The sequence below is a fragment of the Dinghuibacter silviterrae genome (genome assembly GCF_004366355.1).
GTDB classification, from domain to species: Bacteria; Bacteroidota; Bacteroidia; order Chitinophagales; family Chitinophagaceae; genus Dinghuibacter; species Dinghuibacter silviterrae.
In genome coordinates, this window is the sequence record NZ_SODV01000002.1 from 1,084,272 (window position 1) to 1,100,326 (window position 16,055).

General features: G+C 48.9%; 15 protein-coding genes and 1 tRNA gene. 10 read left to right on the forward strand and 6 right to left on the reverse strand.

Annotated elements, in window-relative coordinates:
- The first annotated feature begins 17 nt into the window (after positions 1–17).
- From EDB95_RS21740 to EDB95_RS21755, 4 genes are all read left to right on the forward strand, one after another.
- Positions 18–2,453, forward strand: coding sequence for an ABC transporter permease (locus EDB95_RS21740; protein WP_133997211.1), 2,436 nt, complete (start codon positions 18–20; stop codon positions 2,451–2,453).
- Positions 2,454–2,476: 23 nt separating this feature from the next.
- Positions 2,477–3,169, forward strand: coding sequence for a LytR/AlgR family response regulator transcription factor (locus tag EDB95_RS21745; protein WP_246073760.1), 693 nt, complete (start codon positions 2,477–2,479; stop codon positions 3,167–3,169).
- A 66-nt stretch (positions 3,170–3,235) separates the two neighbouring features.
- Positions 3,236–3,973: a tRNA1(Val) (adenine(37)-N6)-methyltransferase gene (locus EDB95_RS21750; RefSeq protein ID WP_133997214.1), complete on the forward strand. Its 738-nt coding sequence runs from the start codon at positions 3,236–3,238 to the stop codon at positions 3,971–3,973.
- 51 nt (positions 3,974–4,024) lie between these two features.
- Positions 4,025–4,492: a PA2169 family four-helix-bundle protein gene (locus tag EDB95_RS21755; protein WP_133997217.1), complete on the forward strand. Its 468-nt coding sequence runs from the start codon at positions 4,025–4,027 to the stop codon at positions 4,490–4,492.
- Here the strand turns inward: EDB95_RS21755 and EDB95_RS21760 are convergent.
- Positions 4,474–5,676 carry an NAD(P)-dependent oxidoreductase gene (locus tag EDB95_RS21760; RefSeq protein ID WP_133997220.1) on the reverse strand — a complete coding sequence of 401 codons (1,203 nt, stop codon included), beginning with the start codon at positions 5,674–5,676 and terminating at the stop codon, positions 4,474–4,476. The two genes, EDB95_RS21755 and EDB95_RS21760, sit on opposite strands and share 19 nt — an antisense overlap.
- 88 nt (positions 5,677–5,764) lie before the next feature.
- Here EDB95_RS21760 and EDB95_RS21765 point away from each other — a divergent pair.
- Positions 5,765–5,848, forward strand: a tRNA-Leu gene (locus tag EDB95_RS21765).
- Positions 5,849–5,879: 31 nt separating this feature from the next.
- Here EDB95_RS21765 and EDB95_RS21770 read toward each other — a convergent pair.
- The 5 genes from EDB95_RS21770 to EDB95_RS21785 all read right to left on the reverse strand — a co-directional run bounded on the left by EDB95_RS21770 (position 5,880) and on the right by EDB95_RS21785 (position 10,540).
- The gene (locus EDB95_RS21770) at positions 5,880–7,274 is read right to left on the reverse strand and encodes an ImmA/IrrE family metallo-endopeptidase (protein ID WP_133997223.1); all 1,395 of its coding nucleotides are present in this window, start codon (positions 7,272–7,274) and stop codon (positions 5,880–5,882) included.
- Positions 7,271–8,476 carry a C1 family peptidase gene (locus EDB95_RS21775; protein ID WP_133997226.1) on the reverse strand — a complete coding sequence of 402 codons (1,206 nt, stop codon included), beginning with the start codon at positions 8,474–8,476 and terminating at the stop codon, positions 7,271–7,273. Before EDB95_RS21775 ends, EDB95_RS21770 begins: the two co-directional genes overlap by 4 nt.
- A complete protein-coding gene (locus EDB95_RS28025; RefSeq protein ID WP_394346390.1) occupies positions 8,473–8,835 on the reverse strand; it encodes a protease inhibitor I42 family protein in 363 nt (120 codons plus the stop codon). The genes EDB95_RS21775 and EDB95_RS28025 overlap by 4 nt, the downstream gene beginning before the upstream one ends.
- Positions 8,836–8,958: 123 nt before the next feature.
- Complete coding sequence (locus EDB95_RS21780) at positions 8,959–10,113, reverse strand: RNA polymerase sigma factor (RefSeq protein WP_246073761.1); 1,155 nt, start codon at positions 10,111–10,113, stop codon at positions 8,959–8,961.
- A gap of 40 nt (positions 10,114–10,153) precedes the next feature.
- A complete protein-coding gene (locus EDB95_RS21785; protein WP_133997232.1) occupies positions 10,154–10,540 on the reverse strand; it encodes a YciI family protein in 387 nt (128 codons plus the stop codon).
- Between the two features lie 115 nt (positions 10,541–10,655).
- On the opposite strand from EDB95_RS21785, the gene EDB95_RS21790 reads away from it, so the two are divergent.
- Genes EDB95_RS21790 through EDB95_RS27575 form a run of 5 tightly spaced genes read left to right on the forward strand, consistent with a single transcriptional unit; the run spans position 10,656 to position 16,049 of the window.
- On the forward strand, positions 10,656–11,123 hold the full coding sequence (locus EDB95_RS21790) for a helix-turn-helix transcriptional regulator (protein WP_133997235.1): 468 nt from the start codon (positions 10,656–10,658) through the stop codon (positions 11,121–11,123).
- Positions 11,116–11,784, forward strand: a complete 669-nt coding sequence (locus EDB95_RS21795; RefSeq protein ID WP_133997238.1) for a nucleotidyl transferase AbiEii/AbiGii toxin family protein — start codon at positions 11,116–11,118, stop codon at positions 11,782–11,784. Before EDB95_RS21790 ends, EDB95_RS21795 begins: the two co-directional genes overlap by 8 nt.
- Positions 11,785–11,806: 22 nt before the next feature.
- Positions 11,807–13,447: a site-specific DNA-methyltransferase gene (locus tag EDB95_RS21800; protein WP_133997240.1), complete on the forward strand. Its 1,641-nt coding sequence runs from the start codon at positions 11,807–11,809 to the stop codon at positions 13,445–13,447.
- A 10-nt stretch (positions 13,448–13,457) separates the two neighbouring features.
- A complete protein-coding gene (locus EDB95_RS21805) occupies positions 13,458–15,701 on the forward strand; it encodes a DEAD/DEAH box helicase (protein ID WP_211352174.1) in 2,244 nt (747 codons plus the stop codon).
- Between the two features lie 12 nt (positions 15,702–15,713).
- Positions 15,714–16,049: a hypothetical protein gene (locus EDB95_RS27575; RefSeq protein ID WP_211352175.1), complete on the forward strand. Its 336-nt coding sequence runs from the start codon at positions 15,714–15,716 to the stop codon at positions 16,047–16,049.
- The last annotated feature ends 6 nt before the right edge of the window (positions 16,050–16,055 follow it).

Genomic DNA, 16,055 nt, shown 5'->3' on the forward strand with positions numbered 1-16,055 from the left:
TCTTAGAAAGTATAGCCATGATCAAACAGTTCTGCAAGGTTGCCCTGCGCAACCTGGGCAGGCAGAAAGCCCTTGCCCTGATCAACGTACTTGGTTTGTCCGTAGGCCTCACGTGTTTCATCGTTTTTCTTTTGTATGCGGTGAACGAATCGGGCTACGACCGGTTCCACAAAAGGGCCGGGGACATTTATCGCGTCGTCGAGTGGGCCGAGGGGCTTCCCGACCGGGAACCCGGAGGCTACGCCGGTTTATCCATGGCGATGGGACCCGCCCTCGCCCAGGATCTACCAGAGGTGGAACGCTTCGTCCGTTTCCGTACGCGGGGAAGGGTACTTGTAAAGGTGGGAGACCAGGTCTCCCGCCTTTCCGTATCCTTTGCAGACACTCCTTTTTTCTCGATGTTTTCTTTTCCCCTGGTCAGCGGGAGCCCGGCCCATGTTCTGGAGGGAACGCACAGCATCGTCCTGACCCAGGACATGGCCGCCCGGCTTTTCGGACGCCAGGATGTGACCGGCCGCTTTCTCCAGGTCAAGATCGACACGGCCTTTGAGACCTTCCAGGTCACCGGTATCGCGCAAAACCTGCCCTCCAATTCCATCTTCAATTTCGGACTGCTCATCGGGTATCCTTATGCCCTGGTCCATGCCGACGCCCGCGCGCTCACCGACTGGTACGAGACCATGGGAGACGAGACCTTTGTACAACTCAAACCCGGCAGCAAGCTGTCCGTGGCGCAGATGGTGGCCTTCCGGGAGCGCCATTTGCCCGACGAAGAACGCGACCTGATCCAGCGAAAACAATGGAATGGCAAGGGCACCCCGCCCATTACGTTCCGGCTCCAACCGTTGACGGACATCCATACCAATCCACACATCGACGGCACAGGCGACCCGGTGGAACCCCGTCAGGTCTGGCTGCTCATCGCCATGGCGGCCGGTATCCTTCTGATCGCGTGTATCAACTTTACGACCCTGTCCATAGGCCGTTCCGCCAGCCGGGCCAAAGAGATCGGCGTCCGAAAGGTCATCGGCTCCAGGCGAAACCATCTGGTGGTCCAGTTCCTGGCGGAGGCGTTGGTGCTTACCACCGTCTCCGCCCTGCTGGCCTTGTTGCTCACGGCGCTGTTGTTGCCCCTTGTATCCTCCCTGACCGGTGTCGCCCTGCACCTCAGTTTCAGCCGCTTTCCCGAGCTTTGGTGGATGCTGACGGGGCTGACCGTGTTGACAGGCCTGATGGCGGGCGCATATCCCGCCCTAGTCCTTTCCGGGTTCAAGCCCCTGGATGTTTTTAAAAGCAAGGTTCGCCTTCGCGGGTCCAACCTCTTTACGCGTTCCCTCGTGGTCGCCCAGTTCGTATTGTCGGCGGGTCTGCTCACCGGGACCTTTGTCATTCTTCAGCAGGTCTCCTTTATGCGGAACAAGGACCTCGGTTTCCATAAGGAAAACGTGATCGATATAGACGCTTCAGGTGTGGACGACCCGCGGGTGTATCGTACTTTCCGCCGTCGTGCACTGGGTAACGCCCACGTTTTAGGGGTGACTTCCGCCGAGATTGGTTTGGGCGAAGGCAGCGGCTTTATGGGCAGCGGTTATTCCTTCAGGGGAAAGGGTGGGGGATCCATCGAATACCCCGTGGCCCCCGGTTATATCGACGTGATGGGGATGACCCTGCTGGCCGGCCGTGACTTCGACCGGAACATGTCCTCCGATTCCACGGGCGCCGTGGTCGTCAACCAGGCCCTGCTCCAGGAATTTCATATCCCTTTGGACAGTGCCCTTGACCAGGTCCTCGAAAAAGCCGATGACAACGGCAGGAAGATCCCTTACAGCATCATCGGCGTTGTCCGGGACTTCAACTTTGTCAGCCTTAGCCAGCAGGTCCGGCCCCAGCTGTTTTTTTGGCCGGCCCGGCTAAAAGTCAATCATATCTATGTCCGGGTGACCGCCGGGGACCCGTCCATCGTGCTGCCCTTCCTGGCCCGGACCTGGAAAACCCTGGTCCCTTCGCTGGCCTTCCGATATAACTTCCAGGATGAAGAAATGAACCGGTTTTACGCCACCGAAACCCGCTGGATCCAGATCCTCGGGCTCGCCGGGGGGATTGCCATCGGGCTCGCCTGTCTGGGTCTTTTTGGCCTGGCCGCCCTTGTCTCCGTCAACCGGCACAAGGAAATCGGCATCCGGAAGGTCCTTGGCGCTTCCGTTGGGTCCATCGTCCGGCTTTTGTCCGTCGAGTTTTCCCGGCTGGTGCTCGTGGCGCTCGTCATTGCCGCCCCGCTAGCCTGGTACTTTGCCCACCGGTGGCTGGAGGGGTATGCCTATCGCATCGGCATCCAATGGTGGGTGTTCCTCCTGACCGGTGGGGTGACGCTGGGGGTGGCCCTGCTCACGGTGGGCGGACATGCGCTGCGCGCGGCTTTGGGGAATCCGGTGGAGGGGTTGAGGGAGGAATAGCGTACCTTCAAATCGCAAAGACGATGATGACCGCTATAGCCATAGACGACGAACCCATAGCCCTGGAGGTCGTGAAATCCCTCGCGGAGAAAGTGCCATTCTTGGACCTCCGAGCCTCTTTTACCGACGCCTTCCAGGCCCTCGACTATCTTCAGAAGAATAAGACCGACCTCATTTTCCTGGACATCAAAATGCCCGACATCTCCGGTCTGGAGCTCCTCAAATCCCTGCCCCAGCCCCCCATGGTCGTTTTTACCACGGCGTATGCTGAACACGCCGTTCAAAGTTTTGAGCTCGACGCCATCGACTATTTGCTGAAGCCGTTTTCACTCAGCCGCTTTCTCAAAGCCTGCAACAAAGCCCAGGAGCTCCTGCAGCTCCGTACCAATAAGGATTTTGCGTCCCCCGTTATTTTTGTAAAAAGCGGTTATGACCAGGTGCGTGTCTCTTTACAGGACATCCTGTTCGTGGAAAGCGCAGGCAATTATATGCAGTTCATCACGCCGACCGGCAAGATCCTGTCGCGTCTGACCATGGCCGAAGCCCAGGCGCTGCTCCCCGGGAACCAGTTCTTCCGCATCCATCGCTCGTACATCATCAACAGGAACCGGATCGATCGCATCGAAAAGACCCAGGTGTGGCTGGGAGACTTTTGCGTGCCGATAGGGGCGGGGTTTACCCAGACGCTGGAGCAGATCGTGGGGGGGCAGCGCTAGCCGCGGGCCGCCACCGGGTGCTTGCGCCGCAAAATTTCGTAGCTTGTGCCCCGTAAGGCTCACGGTATGGCCAACCCATTTTTTCGATTCAAACAGTTTACCGTATTCCAGGACCAATGTGCCATGAAGGTCAGCACCGATGCCTGTATCTTCGGCGCCTGGATGGCCGGCGTACTCAAAGAGCGCGTCGGAGATGAAAGCCGCGTCCTTGACATCGGGACCGGGACCGGTCTGCTCGCCCTCATGGTGGCCCAGCAATGCCCTGCTTTTATTACCGGTGTAGAGATCCAGCAATCGTCTACGATTCAGGCAGCCAGTAACATGGCTTCCAGCCCCTGGTCCGGCCGTCTCCGCGTTGTGCCGGGGGACATCAATGATTTTACTTTTTCCAGTTCTTTTGACGCGATCATCAGCAACCCTCCTTTTTTCGAGGATGACCTGCCCAGCCCGGAGGTCGGTCGAAACCTCGCCCGTCACGGGGAAACACTTACTTTTCCTCAAATGTTAAGGGCCATCTTCAGAGACCTCACTGCCAATGGTATTGCCGGGGTCCTTATCCCCTTTCACCGGCTGGACTCCTTTTTGAGCGATGCCCTTGACCTCGGGTTCTTTTGCCGGGAACAGGTGTTCCTACAGCAAACCCCCGCCCATTCCCCTTTCCGGGCGATGCTTTGGCTGGAAAGACAAAGCCTGGACGTACGCCACGATCCCCCTACGTTAACCCACCAGTGGATCATCAAGATTGGAGAAGACTACGGACCGGAATGCAAAGAATTGTTAAAGGATTACTACCTATATCTATAGTGCAGCGGTTCTGGCATTCTTTTTTTCCTTATAAAGAGAAAAACTGCGTTCATGGAAGACGTCGCTACCAAGGAAACCCTCGATCTTTTCAATGACCTCATCCGCGTCAACAACGACCGGATCGCCGCTTATATGAAGGCCCTCGAAGCCCTAAAGCCCGAAGACGCCGATCTTAACATCTTATTTGTCAGGAATATAGACCAGAGCCGGCGTTTCCGGAGGGTGCTGGTGACCGAGCTTCAGGCGCTGGGCGGCGACCTTGACATCGACGATTCCCTGGGCGGTTCCATTTATAAAATGTGGGCGAATGTGACTCCGGTTGCGGAGAACCACAGCCGTCGTGCCATCCTGGCCGGCTGTATTTTTGGGGAAGATACTGCCCAGAAGGCGTATGAGACCGCCCTTGAAAGCCCACACTTGCCCCTGCACATGGCAACGACACTTTTTGAAGAAAAACAATTGATGGAGATCGCGCGGGACCAGGTGCGGGTGCTGCGCGATCACGTGAGCCCGGCGTAGTCCTCCAGGTACCGGAACCCCTCCGTCAGCTGCCCCTCCCGGACCATCGTGGCCCTTTTGAGCAGGTCGCTGCGGACCTTCCAAAGCTCCGGCAAAACAAACTTGATAAATTGCTCGCCAAAATATTGAGAGGCATCCCTCGGCAGCTCGTTCGGCAGGTTGCCCACCGCCATCACGTCCACGCTCCCCTGAAGATAAGGAGCCGTCTTCTGCCCCGTTTGTTTATCCACCCCGTAGACCGGGTCTTCCATCGTAGAGTCCCCGATATTGCAGGGGATCGACCCCTTTAGATCATTCGTGATGTCCGCGATGGTCGCTATGCGGAAATCCGCCTTTCGCATGTCTTCCATCATAAACAAGGGTGGAATATCCGCGCTCCAGTAAATCCCGTTCATCAACACGTCGGTTTGTGCCAGGTAAGGCTCGAACAAACACGCATACTCCCCTGGTTGCAGGTGGAAACTTTCCCGGCTATAGCCCCCGGTCAGCTTGTGTTTATAAAGATCCTGCCCCCTCAGGTGGGCAAAGACCGGGTAGGCATAATTCCTCCTCAGGTACTCCTCCGGTTCCACCTCCTTGATCCCCATCAGGTTCATGATCTCCAACACCCCCGAGGATACCCGTCCCGTCCCCGTCACCGCGACCTTCAGCGGTGGTAACCGCAGTTCAAAATAGGTATGGATAAGCCCCTTGAAGTGTTTGCTCTGGTAGACACGCCCCAGCGCGAAGGCACCCGTCCTGCGGCCATAAGCCATGATCCCGTTATGCGCGCCCACCACACCGGCAAAGAACCCGAACCCCAGGATCCGCTGCCCGTCCTCGTGCGTGAGACATTCATAGTCGATGAGCGTGATTTTTTCGCGGAGGATTGCCCGGAAAAGCGCCTGGTTCCCCGCCTGCTTCTTTTTGGTATGGGAAAAGAAAAAGTATGTTTTCCCCGGGATGAGCAGCTCCTTCGGTACTTCCTTTATGCCCAGGAGGATGTCCGCCTCTTCCAGGTTGTCCTGTACCTTTATACCCGCCGCCTGGTACTCCCGGTCGCTAAAACACCGCGTTGGACAGCTTTGCACCACAATCCTTAAGTCCGGGTACTGCTCCTGTAGCCACTGGCACTGGTGAGGGGTAAACGCCACCCGGTTATCCGCCGGGACCTTGCCTTCTTTGATCAAGCCAATCGTCAACATGGGTTAAATGTACGGCCTTAAAAATTGTTTACCATTTTGGAAGAATTGGCTACATTTGCAACCCCGCTGCTACACCGCAGCGTTTATTGCCCAGATGGCGGAACTGGTAGACGCGTCAGACTCAAAATCTGGTTTCAGCAATGGAGTGCAGGTTCGATTCCTGTTCTGGGCACAGAACCCGACTTCGGTCGGGTTTTTTCATTTTAATTTCCTTTCGCCAGGGTTAACCTTATATATTCAGGATCGGCAGTAATATTGGCCACGCTGAACCCATCTTTAATGAAATTTTTCACTTCATCCAGGCTGTTCACATCGAGAGCCCTGATATGCCAGTTGTTTACCTGAGGATCGTTGACCATGAAACCGAAAAAGCGGCCGTCGACATATTTAAAGAAGCTCATGAAATTAAAATTCTGATTTTCCATATTGTGCTGCCAACTGATCAACTCATCGTACGTAGGAAAAAAGTTCAAGGCCCAGGTCTGGTTTCCCGTGTAGGTGAAGAATATCGTATAGTTGCCATTGCTGTTTTCGATCAGGTTTTGAATGGTATACCCCGCCTTTAAGTTGTCTACCACCAACGATGAATAAGACCTTGTGAAGTTCTCCAAATCATATTTGGATATATCCACTGTTTTCTGGGCCGGCTGGTTTGAAGATTTTCTAAGCACTATGAACCATGCATCGTTTATTCTTTCGATGAATTGATACCTGTAGCCATTGTCCAGGTATGATTGTATGTCTTGCTGGGGAAATTCATCGTAATTCCAATAATACCGCGAGGCGCTGCCGGCCTCGGCCTTTTCCCAAACCACCCAGTACGCATTCTGGTAATAGAAAATGGATTTTGGCTGCATATCCGGATGCTTTTCCTTATAGTGGTTGAAGTCGTATGCGCCTACGTTATTGGTATATTTCAAAAGGGAAATATCGTCTAAATCATTGAAGTAGTCCGTGTAATTAGAATAAACGGTATTGGTGGGGGCGGGGGCATCCATATTCCAGCCTTCCAAGACTGCAGCATACCTTTTGTCTTTGGTAGGATGGTCATAATAGGTGTCGACCGTGGGATGGTGTAACTGGTCCAGGGCGTAGTAACAATCATCTATCGCTCCGCCCAGCTTTTTGACCAACATGGCGGCATTCTTGTCCGCCTCTAATTCCATTCTTCGTTTGTTTTCCTGGGTGAGATCGGTTTGTTCGAAATGATTCAGGTATAAGTGGGAGAACTCGTGTGCAATGATGAACAGGTGTGAATAATAGCGGGTGTCCAGGTCACTTAACATGTTGCCGTTGATCAGGATATACTTTCTGCCTGTATTGTGGTCCAAATAGGCCAAAGCCGAATGCCTTATCTGATTACACATGACAACGTCGACCTTGTAGGCGGATAGATTGAGTGCTTCCAGGATGTTCGCCAAATTGGTTTTGGACAGGTCTATGTCCATGGCGAAATTGGCCTGGGCCTGCGAGCAAATGGTATTGTCCTCGGTGACCAGGTATTCGGAAGAAAGATAGTTCAGCGATTGGCTATAGGCCTCTTTCTTTACGGCCATCATAAAGAGGGCAGCCAGCATCAATGAGGTAAGATGTTTCATGTGAATTTCTTTATAATGATGTTGTATTTGCTTCTGTCGTCATTGAGGAATCGGGTGATGTAGATGTGCAGGTCTTCGTTATTGTCGATATGAATACTTCCTTCCCCCGTTCCTATGCCCAGCCGGGTGTTGCCATTGTTATCCTTGAATATGGTCTTTGAATATATCTTGTAAGTCACCTCCTGATTGGGATCGAAATGGAATGTTTTGGTGGCGGTTTTCTGCCCGGAAGTCCCCAGGCTGAATACCTGGACTTTACCGTTGATGGTTAGATAGACTTCTTCATATACCTGGTCGTTGGAAAGGTTGTCCGTTACCTTGAAAGAATGATTGTCCTGGTCATTGTTGTCCGGCTGAAGGGTATTGTCTACTTCGGCATCTACCCACATGGCTGATGCGCCAATCAGGTTACTGGCATAGCCTATCCATCCATAGCCATTGTCGCCCCATTGGGTGCCCCATGAATTTTTGACCAACCAGGCCTCCCGGTCATCGTCCCATCCAACGATGGAAATGACATGGTTGGTTCTGAGATTGGTGGATTCGTTGTACGTATAACTTCCCCTGAGCCTTTCAAAGCTGAGTGTAGCCGAAACGCCGGCCAATACAGCTCCATGGCGGCTTATCGCTCTTTTTATATCTGTGGTGGAGGGAATGAACCTGCTGGCATCTACGAAATCCCAGGCAACGGCTTTGTATTTCCCCATGACATCGGAGCACGATCCAAAAAAGCCATTATAGGGCTGATCAAATTCGTTTTTCAACAACACTCTTCTACTTACCCACCAATCAAGCAACATGGCAGGATTTCCCCCTATGCAATTGCCGGCCCCCGAACAATTCAACGCATTTTGTGCGGAAAGGTTGACGATTGCTTTGCTATTCCGAAAGGCATACGAGGATTCATAGGTTGCCAAAGTCGCAAAAACCCAGCAGCTTCCGCAACTTTTTTGGTCTTTTACCGGGCTTACCAGACCCCAATCCCTTAAATCAATATGACGTTCCGTATAGTCAATTTGAGGGAATGGATGATCGTGATCATCATAATCCACATATTCACTGCCAAAAAAAAGATCCTGGTTCTTCTTGATGGTTGCCTTTTGATCGCTGGTCAATGGGAGATAGCCTAGCGGATGGTCCTGGGCATACACCTCGGCAAACCCTTGTAGCGTCAGAAGTAGACAAACAATAAATGCTTTCATCTAACATGAATTTTTTGATATAGCTTTTGAGCCCCCGCGCTGTCAGTAATGTTATCGAAAGGCCGGATCCGGTAAAATGCCAGGGTAAAATCTCCTTTCAGGAGCGGGCGTAGTGTAAATACCTCGACATTGGTGGATCCCGTGGAATCTTTGTTGTCAATAGCCACATGTGATATGAGCTTCATAGAGGAGGTGTCGGGCAATATCCATTGGTGTCCATCCCCGAGGTTTGAGGGCAGTGAAAATTGAAATCTCCTGCTGTGTTTAACAGAAAGTGTATTCCCGGTTGGCGTGAACGCGTGGGCGCCTGCGCAGCCAAGGGAAAACAGGTAAGCAAAGAGGAGAAGCTGGTGCCTCATGGAGCTTAAAATAGGGCAAATTTTTGAGAGTTTATAGGGTGATTTAACGGGGGGGATTCTACAAACGATGAAACCCGCAGTTTATGCGGGTTTCATGGCTCTACCTCTTTTAATCTCTGATACTCAGTTTTTCAATAATATTTTTTGGACGAAATCCTTTTCCGCCTGAAAACTTGTTAGGGCGAGGGCTTTCGTCAAATGCCGGTCGCTTTCGCGGTATTCCCCCTCCAGAAAATACAATTTCCCCATGGTGGCGTGCAGCAGGTAGTACCGCTCCAGGAAGGTCTGTTGCAAATCATGGAGAATGCCGAACGCCTTCGGTGCCTGACGGTCATAATAGAGGGCAATGGCATAATTAAGCTCGACAAATGGATTAGGGTTGTCCTGCAACAACTTCGCATATAATTGTGTGATGGTCGACCAGTCTGTGTCGGCGAAGCTTTTGGCATGGCAATGCAGATAGGCGATCGCCGCTTCATAGTGGTAGGAGGAGACATGATCCATGTTAACCTGGCGGATGTAGTGATTGCCCAGGGCAATCAGATCCTTATTCCACAACGTCCTGTCTTGCTCTTCGAGGTCCAATAGTTGACCCGCTGCCGAAAAACGGGCCCCAAGCCTCGCCGCGTTGAACAAAAGCAAGGCGTACAACGCGGCCGTATCCCCATCGGAAATATGGTTGTCGAGCAGGGACTTGGTCATGATCAGGCTTTCTTCGCACAGGTCCTGGCGGACCAATTCCCTGCCGCTGCCCGCCCGGTATCCTTCATTGAAGATGAGGTATATGATCTTATGCACGACGGGTAACCTTGATGTCAATTGCCGGGGGGAAGGCTCCTTCAAAAAAATGCTTTCCATTTTTATCCGGTGCTTCGCCCTTGCCAGCATTTTATCGATACCGTCGACCGTCATGCCCAATGCCCTCGATATGGATTCAATCCTCAGGTTCACCACGTACTTCAGCGTTATCACCACCTGCATTTTGGACGACAGGCGGGGGTGCGCGCAGGCGAACAATAATTGCATTTTCCGGTCGTCAAAAACGCTTTCGTCCGGTTCCGCCGCCGCGTCGGCCGCAGGGTCCCCCTCGAATGGGTTCTTGAAGGTTTTATTCCTTTTCAGGGAATTGATGGCATTGTTCCTGCAAACCTTATACATCCAGCCGGCCGGGTTTTCCGGGATGCCTTTGTGCTTCCAGGTGGAAAGTGCGGAAAAAAAGGCATCCTGTACCAGGTCTTCAGCCCATTCGAGGTCTATGTCCCTCGAAAACTGAAGCATGGCTGTAACCATTTTCCCGAAATGGGTCTTGTATAACAGGTCAACCGCCTGCTCTTCTCGGTTCATCACCTAACTCCCTTATATCTTTTACATCCATCATCGGACGCACTTCAATGGCCATGTCGCCCCTTTTCACCAGCGTGCAGGTTTGCGCGAGGGAGACGGCGTCCGACAAATCCCTGGCTTGCATAAACATAAATCCGCTGATGCCCTCCTTTGCTTCTATGAACGGACCGTCGGAAACCACACGGTCCTTGCTCACATAGCTGCCCTTTATCCGCAAAGCATCGCCCCCGACATAATTCCCCTTGGCCACCAATGTTTTCACCCACAGGTCCATTTCCTTGATGGCGTCATAACGCTCGTCTTCGCTTAACGTACCCAGCCTGACCAGGTCTTCGCGGATAATGAAAAGGAATTTCTCCATGGTGCGTTATATGGCTTTTATAGAGAGACAAAAGGGGGGCGGTTTTCCGTACCAAATTAGAAAATTTCTTCAAAATTATCAAAACTGTGTTATCAAAAATGTTTATTTTTGCATTATGCATCCGACGATTCAAATCGTAAAAGGTATACATCCCGGTATCATCTTAGAAAGGGAACTCCGGCAGCGAAAACTGCCAAAGGGGCGATTTGCTTTATCCATTGATGAATATCCCCAGACCTTGGCTGCGATTTTAAATGGACGAAGGAATATGAATACCGCATTGTCCCTGCGGATAGAGGAGGCATTGGGCTTGGAAGAAGGGTATCTGATGACCCTTCAGATCTTTTATGATATTGAACAGGAAAAACGTAAGCGCAGTGAAAAAAATAGACCTGACTTCTCCAAATTGCGTCCTGTTCTTTTCTGGGATACACGAATCGAAAAAATAGATTGGCAGAAGCAACAGGCCGCGGTTATCGATCGTGTTTTTGAACGAGGTAACGAAGAAGAAAAGGCGGAAATTGTCCGGTTTTATGGGAAAGAACAAGTCGATAGGATACTAAAGAATAGTCCTCATGTCTAGGCTTTACTGGAATACAACGCGGCCCATTCTTCAAATGGCCCTCAGAAAGCTTATGGCGGCGGGATTATTTGCTCCGTTTAGACTTGTTGGCGGTACATCCCTGAGCCTTCAATTAGGGCATAGAATGTCTGATGATATCGATTTGTTTACAGACGATGAATATAACAGCGCAGGTTTTGATGTCATTGATCAATACCTGCGCGAACAGTTTCCATACGTTACCCCTCGAATTCAAGGGCCAATAGGAATGGGAACATCATATATGGTTGGAGAAAATGACAGGGAAGCGATAAAATTGGATTTGTATTATACGGATGCTTTTATTCAGCCGCCTCTTGTTGAGGACGGTATCAGAATGGCGACCATTGAAGAAATCGCAGCAATGAAAATTGATATAGTCCAACGGCAGGCACGGAAGAAGGATTTTTTTGATGTACATGAGCTCCTGGATAGCCTTACGTTGGATGCTATGATTCAGCTTCATAAAAAACGCTATCCCTACAATCATAATGAATCAACGATACGCAGAAATTTTATTGATTTTTCGAAAGCTGATGGTGACTTTGATCCTATATGCCTTCGGGGTAAATATTGGGAGGTGATTAAGTGGGAGCTTTCAGAGGTGATAAACAGCACTGCCGGTGATATTGACTATATTTAATCTCTTAAAAGATTTGTGATACATGCCCACGCTAAATTGGATAGGGAAAGACAAGGTTATAAATCATCATATGGATGTGCCCTACAAGGTTCTTGAACATTCTTATGGTTTTGATAACGGATTGCAATCGGAAACAGAAACCAAAAGTGGAAACAAAATCATTCACGGGGATAATTTGGAGGCCCTAAAGTCGTTGCTGCCGGAATATGAAGGAAGAATAAAGTGCATCTACATTGACCCTCCTTACAATACCGGGACGGAGAATTGGGTTTACAACGACAACGTAAATGATCCGAGACTAAAGAAGTGGTTGAAGAAAGTAGTGGGAACAGAAGGGGAGGACTTAAGCAGACACGACAAGTGGTGTTGCATGATGTATCCGAGATTAGTGCTGTTGCACAAATTGTTGGCAGATGATGGGGCGATTTTCGTTTCAATAGATGATAATGAACAGGCGACGTTGAAATTATTGATGGATGAAATTTGGGGTACGGGTAATTTTATCGGAAAGGTTAGTTGGTTCAAGAAGCGAAAGGGCTCTTATCTCTCAAAGGAATTTGTGAGTCTGACAGAATACATTTATGCATATCGTAAAAAGAAGAAATTATTGCTTTTTGGGGGCAAGCCCAATAGCGAAGAGTCACAGCCGTTGGTTAAAAGAACCAACGCCACCGGGGAATTGAAATTCCCTGCAGGCGCGGTGAAAACGAAACTGAAAGAAGGGGAATATCGTGCGGGGAAATATGGTAGCGGTACAAGTGCGGTTCATTTGAAAACCGACATCACGGTAGCCGAAGGAGTAATTACAAACGAATTTATAATTGAAGCTCCTTTTATCTGGAGTCAGTCATTTTTAGACAATGAATTGCAGAATGAAACGCAACTGGTGATTAATACCTTAAACCTTCAGCCGAGGGCGTTTCGAAATTCGGACGATAAGCATAAAGGATTTCCGTCTTTTTTGGACGGTAGGGAGTTTAGCGCAACCACCGATGATGCCTATGAAACATTAAGGGAATTATTTGGAACGGATAGGATTTTTGATTATTCCAAACCGTACCAACTTGTTTCCTACTTGATAAACTCGATTACGTATTTTGATAACGAGGCAATTGTTCTGGACAGTTTCGCCGGTAGCGGGACAACGGGGCATGCCGTTTTGGATTTGAATAAAAAAGACGAAGGCAAAAGGAAATTTATTTTGGTGCAGGTAGACGAGACTGATAAGAATGGAGCGTTCAATAATATTGCTGAAACGACAACGGCTGAAAGGGTAAGAAGGGTTATTAAGGGAGGAATAACAGGCGGGTTTGATTTCTATGAGTTGGGAGAACCGCTTTTTAATGAAGATGGAGGCTTTAATGAATCTGTCGGTGTAGAGAAAATCCGAAACTACATTTTCTACACCGAAACGCAGAAAGCACTTGAATCTGGGGCGAGCGAAGACAACCACTACTTCTTAGACAAAATCAACGAAACCGCTTATTACTTTCACTACGAGACCGGAGGGGTTACCACGTTGAATCACCAGTTTTTGAGCACCATCAAAACCAGGGCGGAACAATATGTAATTTATGCCGACAAGTGCTTGCTTACAAAAGACTTCATGACAAGAAATAATATCGTTTTTAAAAAAATACCCAGGGATATAACCAGATTTTAAGCGGTACGATATGGAGCTAAAAAGATATCAGCAGGATGTTATTACAGACCTTGACCGGTTTTTGGAAAAAATTCAGCAATCAAAGGTTATAGAAGACGCTTTTCAGGATTATTGGAAAACGCATCCTGTTACCCCGGTGAAGCCGTTGCCAGGTAAAGCTGTCGAGCCGTATAAGGACAATATTACCGGGGTGCCTCATATCTGTGTCAAGGTTCCAACGGCAGGAGGGAAAACTTTTATTGCTTGCAATGCGCTCAAGACAATTTTTGACTCGTTTGATCACAATAGACCCAGGGCCGTTGTCTGGCTTGTACCCTCCATCACGATTTTGGATCAGACCATAAAAAATCTTCGGGATACCAGTCACCCCTACAGACAGAAAATAAATGCGCATTTTCGAAATAAAGTTGAAGTTTTCGACAAGGCTGCTTTATTGATGGGAAGTGGGTTCAATGCCACTTCTATAAAAGAGCAACTAAGCATCATGGTCTTCAGCTTTGACAGTCTTCGGGCAAGAAAAATGGAGGATAGAAAGGTGTTTCAGGAAAACGGGAATCTACAATCGTTTGAGACGCTGATTGCAAAAGGAGACGAGCTTACGCTGGGGTCGGTCATCAAGTACCTTAACCCAATAGTTGTGGTCGATGAGAGTCACAATGCGGAAAGTGAGTTGAGTATTGAGATGCTGAAAGAATTAAACCCCTGCTTCATTCTTGATTTGACGGCAACGCCAAGGAGTAATAGCAACATTATCAGTTTTGTTGATGCGATAGAATTGAAGAAAGACAATATGGTAAAATTGCCTGTCATTGTCTATAACCAGCCTGACAAAACGGAAGTGATTAACGCCGCCTTGCAATTGCAGCGTAGATTGGAATTGCAGGCTAAAGAAGATGAGGAAAACGGGGGTAAGTATATCCGGCCCATTGTCCTGTTTCAGGCCCAACCGAGAAACGCGAAAGATAATACCACATTTGAAAAGTTAAAAGAAAAGCTGATTGAATTAAAAATCCCCGCGGAGAGAATAAAGATAAAAACGGCGGATATAAATGAATTGAAGGAGTTCGATGATACGTCAAAATATCCCAATGGGTTAATGGACAAGGCTTGTCCTGTTCGCTATATTATCACCGTAAATGCCTTGAGGGAGGGTTGGGATTGTCCGTTTGCTTACATACTTGCGTCGCTGGCAGACAAGAGTTCTGCCGTTGATGTCACGCAAATTCTGGGTAGGGTATTAAGATTGCCTTATGTGTCAAAAAACAACGCACCTTTCCTGAATTTCAGTTATGTGATTACGGCTTCGTCAAAGTTTATAGATACATTGCAACACATTGTCGAAGGCCTGAACAATGCGGGTTTCAGCGACAAGGACTATAAGCTGGCAGACGAAAATCAACTGGAGGATGCTGGCAGTCAGGACAAAGTGAGCCAGTTGGACTGGACGGATGATATTGACGCCAGGAGAATCCCGGATTTTACAAGGATTGATCACTCCAAGTCGGTGGATGCAATTTTGACGCAAGCTGAAGCGCAGAATGCCGAATTTGAAGAGAAAATAGCCATGGCGGAAAAAAATAATGATGCTCCATTGCCAAACGAATTGACGGGTATGGTAAAACAGTACGATATGAAGGAGGTTTTCAAAGAAGAGGCGTCGCAAATAGTGATACCGCAGTTCTACTTGAAAACCCCTGTACTCAATTTATTTAGCTCGGGTACGGGAGATGTTTTATTGGAGAAAGAGAGTTTACTGGAGGAGTTTGAATTAGGGAAAGCAGACACGCATATTTCTTTTGATGGCGTTTCTGCGGACCTTTTTAAAGTGGACCTGGACGAAACCAAGAAGGACCACACCCCAACTTTTGTAAAGTTGGACGGTAAAATTGCCGGCAGGATAAAGGAGTATATTCTTGATCCCTCTCAAAAGGAAAATAGGATAAAAAATTTGGCCGCACTCATTTTAGATATGATCGGCAATATCTACGCCATAGACGACAAAGAGTTAAAGAAATATATAATAAGGATTTTAGAAGGCTTTAAGGACGAACAGTTCAAAGATTTTGTAGACCATGAGTATAGTTATATACAGAAGATAAAGGAGAAAATAGACGCCCTTTCGGTCGTAGCGGCAGAAAAGACATTCCGTGACTCTTTAGATACCGATCAACTCTTTGTAAAGCCGTCTTACACATTAAAGTTGCAGATTTCGCCGGGTGAGACGGCAAAGGACATTACCAAATCTCTTTATTAAAAGGAAGCACAGATGAATTCTTTCGAGGAAAAGGTCATCAATGACATTGCTAATGTGCCATCGGTATTATTCTGGACGAAAAATAAGGAGAAAAAAGGTTTTCGTATCAATGGGTTTATTAATCACTACCCGGATTTTATTGTTCGAACCAAAAGCGGCAAGACGATATTATTGGAAGCCAAAGGAGATGACAGGGATAACAGCGACAGCCATGCCAAAATCCGTTTAGGGCAGGCATGGGCGAATAAGGCAGGGAGTGATTTCAAATATTTCATGGTATTTGATAAAAAGGAAGTGGAAGGCGCCCATACGCTTGATGCATTTATCAGGTTAATCCAACAAATATGACAGATG

Excerpts from the sequence above, each read along its gene's own strand:
- EDB95_RS21780 (WP_246073761.1), bottom strand. The coding sequence starts at position 10,113 with ATGCTTCAGTTTTCGAGGGACATAGACCTCGAATGGGCTGAAGACCTG.
- EDB95_RS21785 (WP_133997232.1), bottom strand. The coding sequence starts at position 10,540 with ATGGAGAAATTCCTTTTCATTATCCGCGAAGACCTGGTCAGGCTGGGT.
- EDB95_RS21745 (WP_246073760.1), top strand. The coding sequence starts at position 2,477 with ATGATGACCGCTATAGCCATAGACGACGAACCCATAGCCCTGGAGGTC.
- EDB95_RS21750 (WP_133997214.1), top strand. The coding sequence starts at position 3,236 with ATGGCCAACCCATTTTTTCGATTCAAACAGTTTACCGTATTCCAGGAC.
- EDB95_RS21775 (WP_133997226.1), bottom strand. The coding sequence starts at position 8,476 with ATGAAAGCATTTATTGTTTGTCTACTTCTGACGCTACAAGGGTTTGCC.
- EDB95_RS21770 (WP_133997223.1), bottom strand. The coding sequence starts at position 7,274 with ATGAAACATCTTACCTCATTGATGCTGGCTGCCCTCTTTATGATGGCC.
- EDB95_RS27575 (WP_211352175.1), top strand. The coding sequence starts at position 15,714 with ATGAATTCTTTCGAGGAAAAGGTCATCAATGACATTGCTAATGTGCCA.
- EDB95_RS28025 (WP_394346390.1), bottom strand. The coding sequence starts at position 8,835 with ATGAGGCACCAGCTTCTCCTCTTTGCTTACCTGTTTTCCCTTGGCTGC.
- EDB95_RS21740 (WP_133997211.1), top strand. The coding sequence starts at position 18 with ATGATCAAACAGTTCTGCAAGGTTGCCCTGCGCAACCTGGGCAGGCAG.
- EDB95_RS21800 (WP_133997240.1), top strand. The coding sequence starts at position 11,807 with ATGCCCACGCTAAATTGGATAGGGAAAGACAAGGTTATAAATCATCAT.
- EDB95_RS21790 (WP_133997235.1), top strand. The coding sequence starts at position 10,656 with ATGCATCCGACGATTCAAATCGTAAAAGGTATACATCCCGGTATCATC.
- EDB95_RS21760 (WP_133997220.1), bottom strand. The coding sequence starts at position 5,676 with ATGTTGACGATTGGCTTGATCAAAGAAGGCAAGGTCCCGGCGGATAAC.
- EDB95_RS21795 (WP_133997238.1), top strand. The coding sequence starts at position 11,116 with ATGTCTAGGCTTTACTGGAATACAACGCGGCCCATTCTTCAAATGGCC.
- EDB95_RS21755 (WP_133997217.1), top strand. The coding sequence starts at position 4,025 with ATGGAAGACGTCGCTACCAAGGAAACCCTCGATCTTTTCAATGACCTC.
- EDB95_RS21805 (WP_211352174.1), top strand. The coding sequence starts at position 13,458 with ATGGAGCTAAAAAGATATCAGCAGGATGTTATTACAGACCTTGACCGG.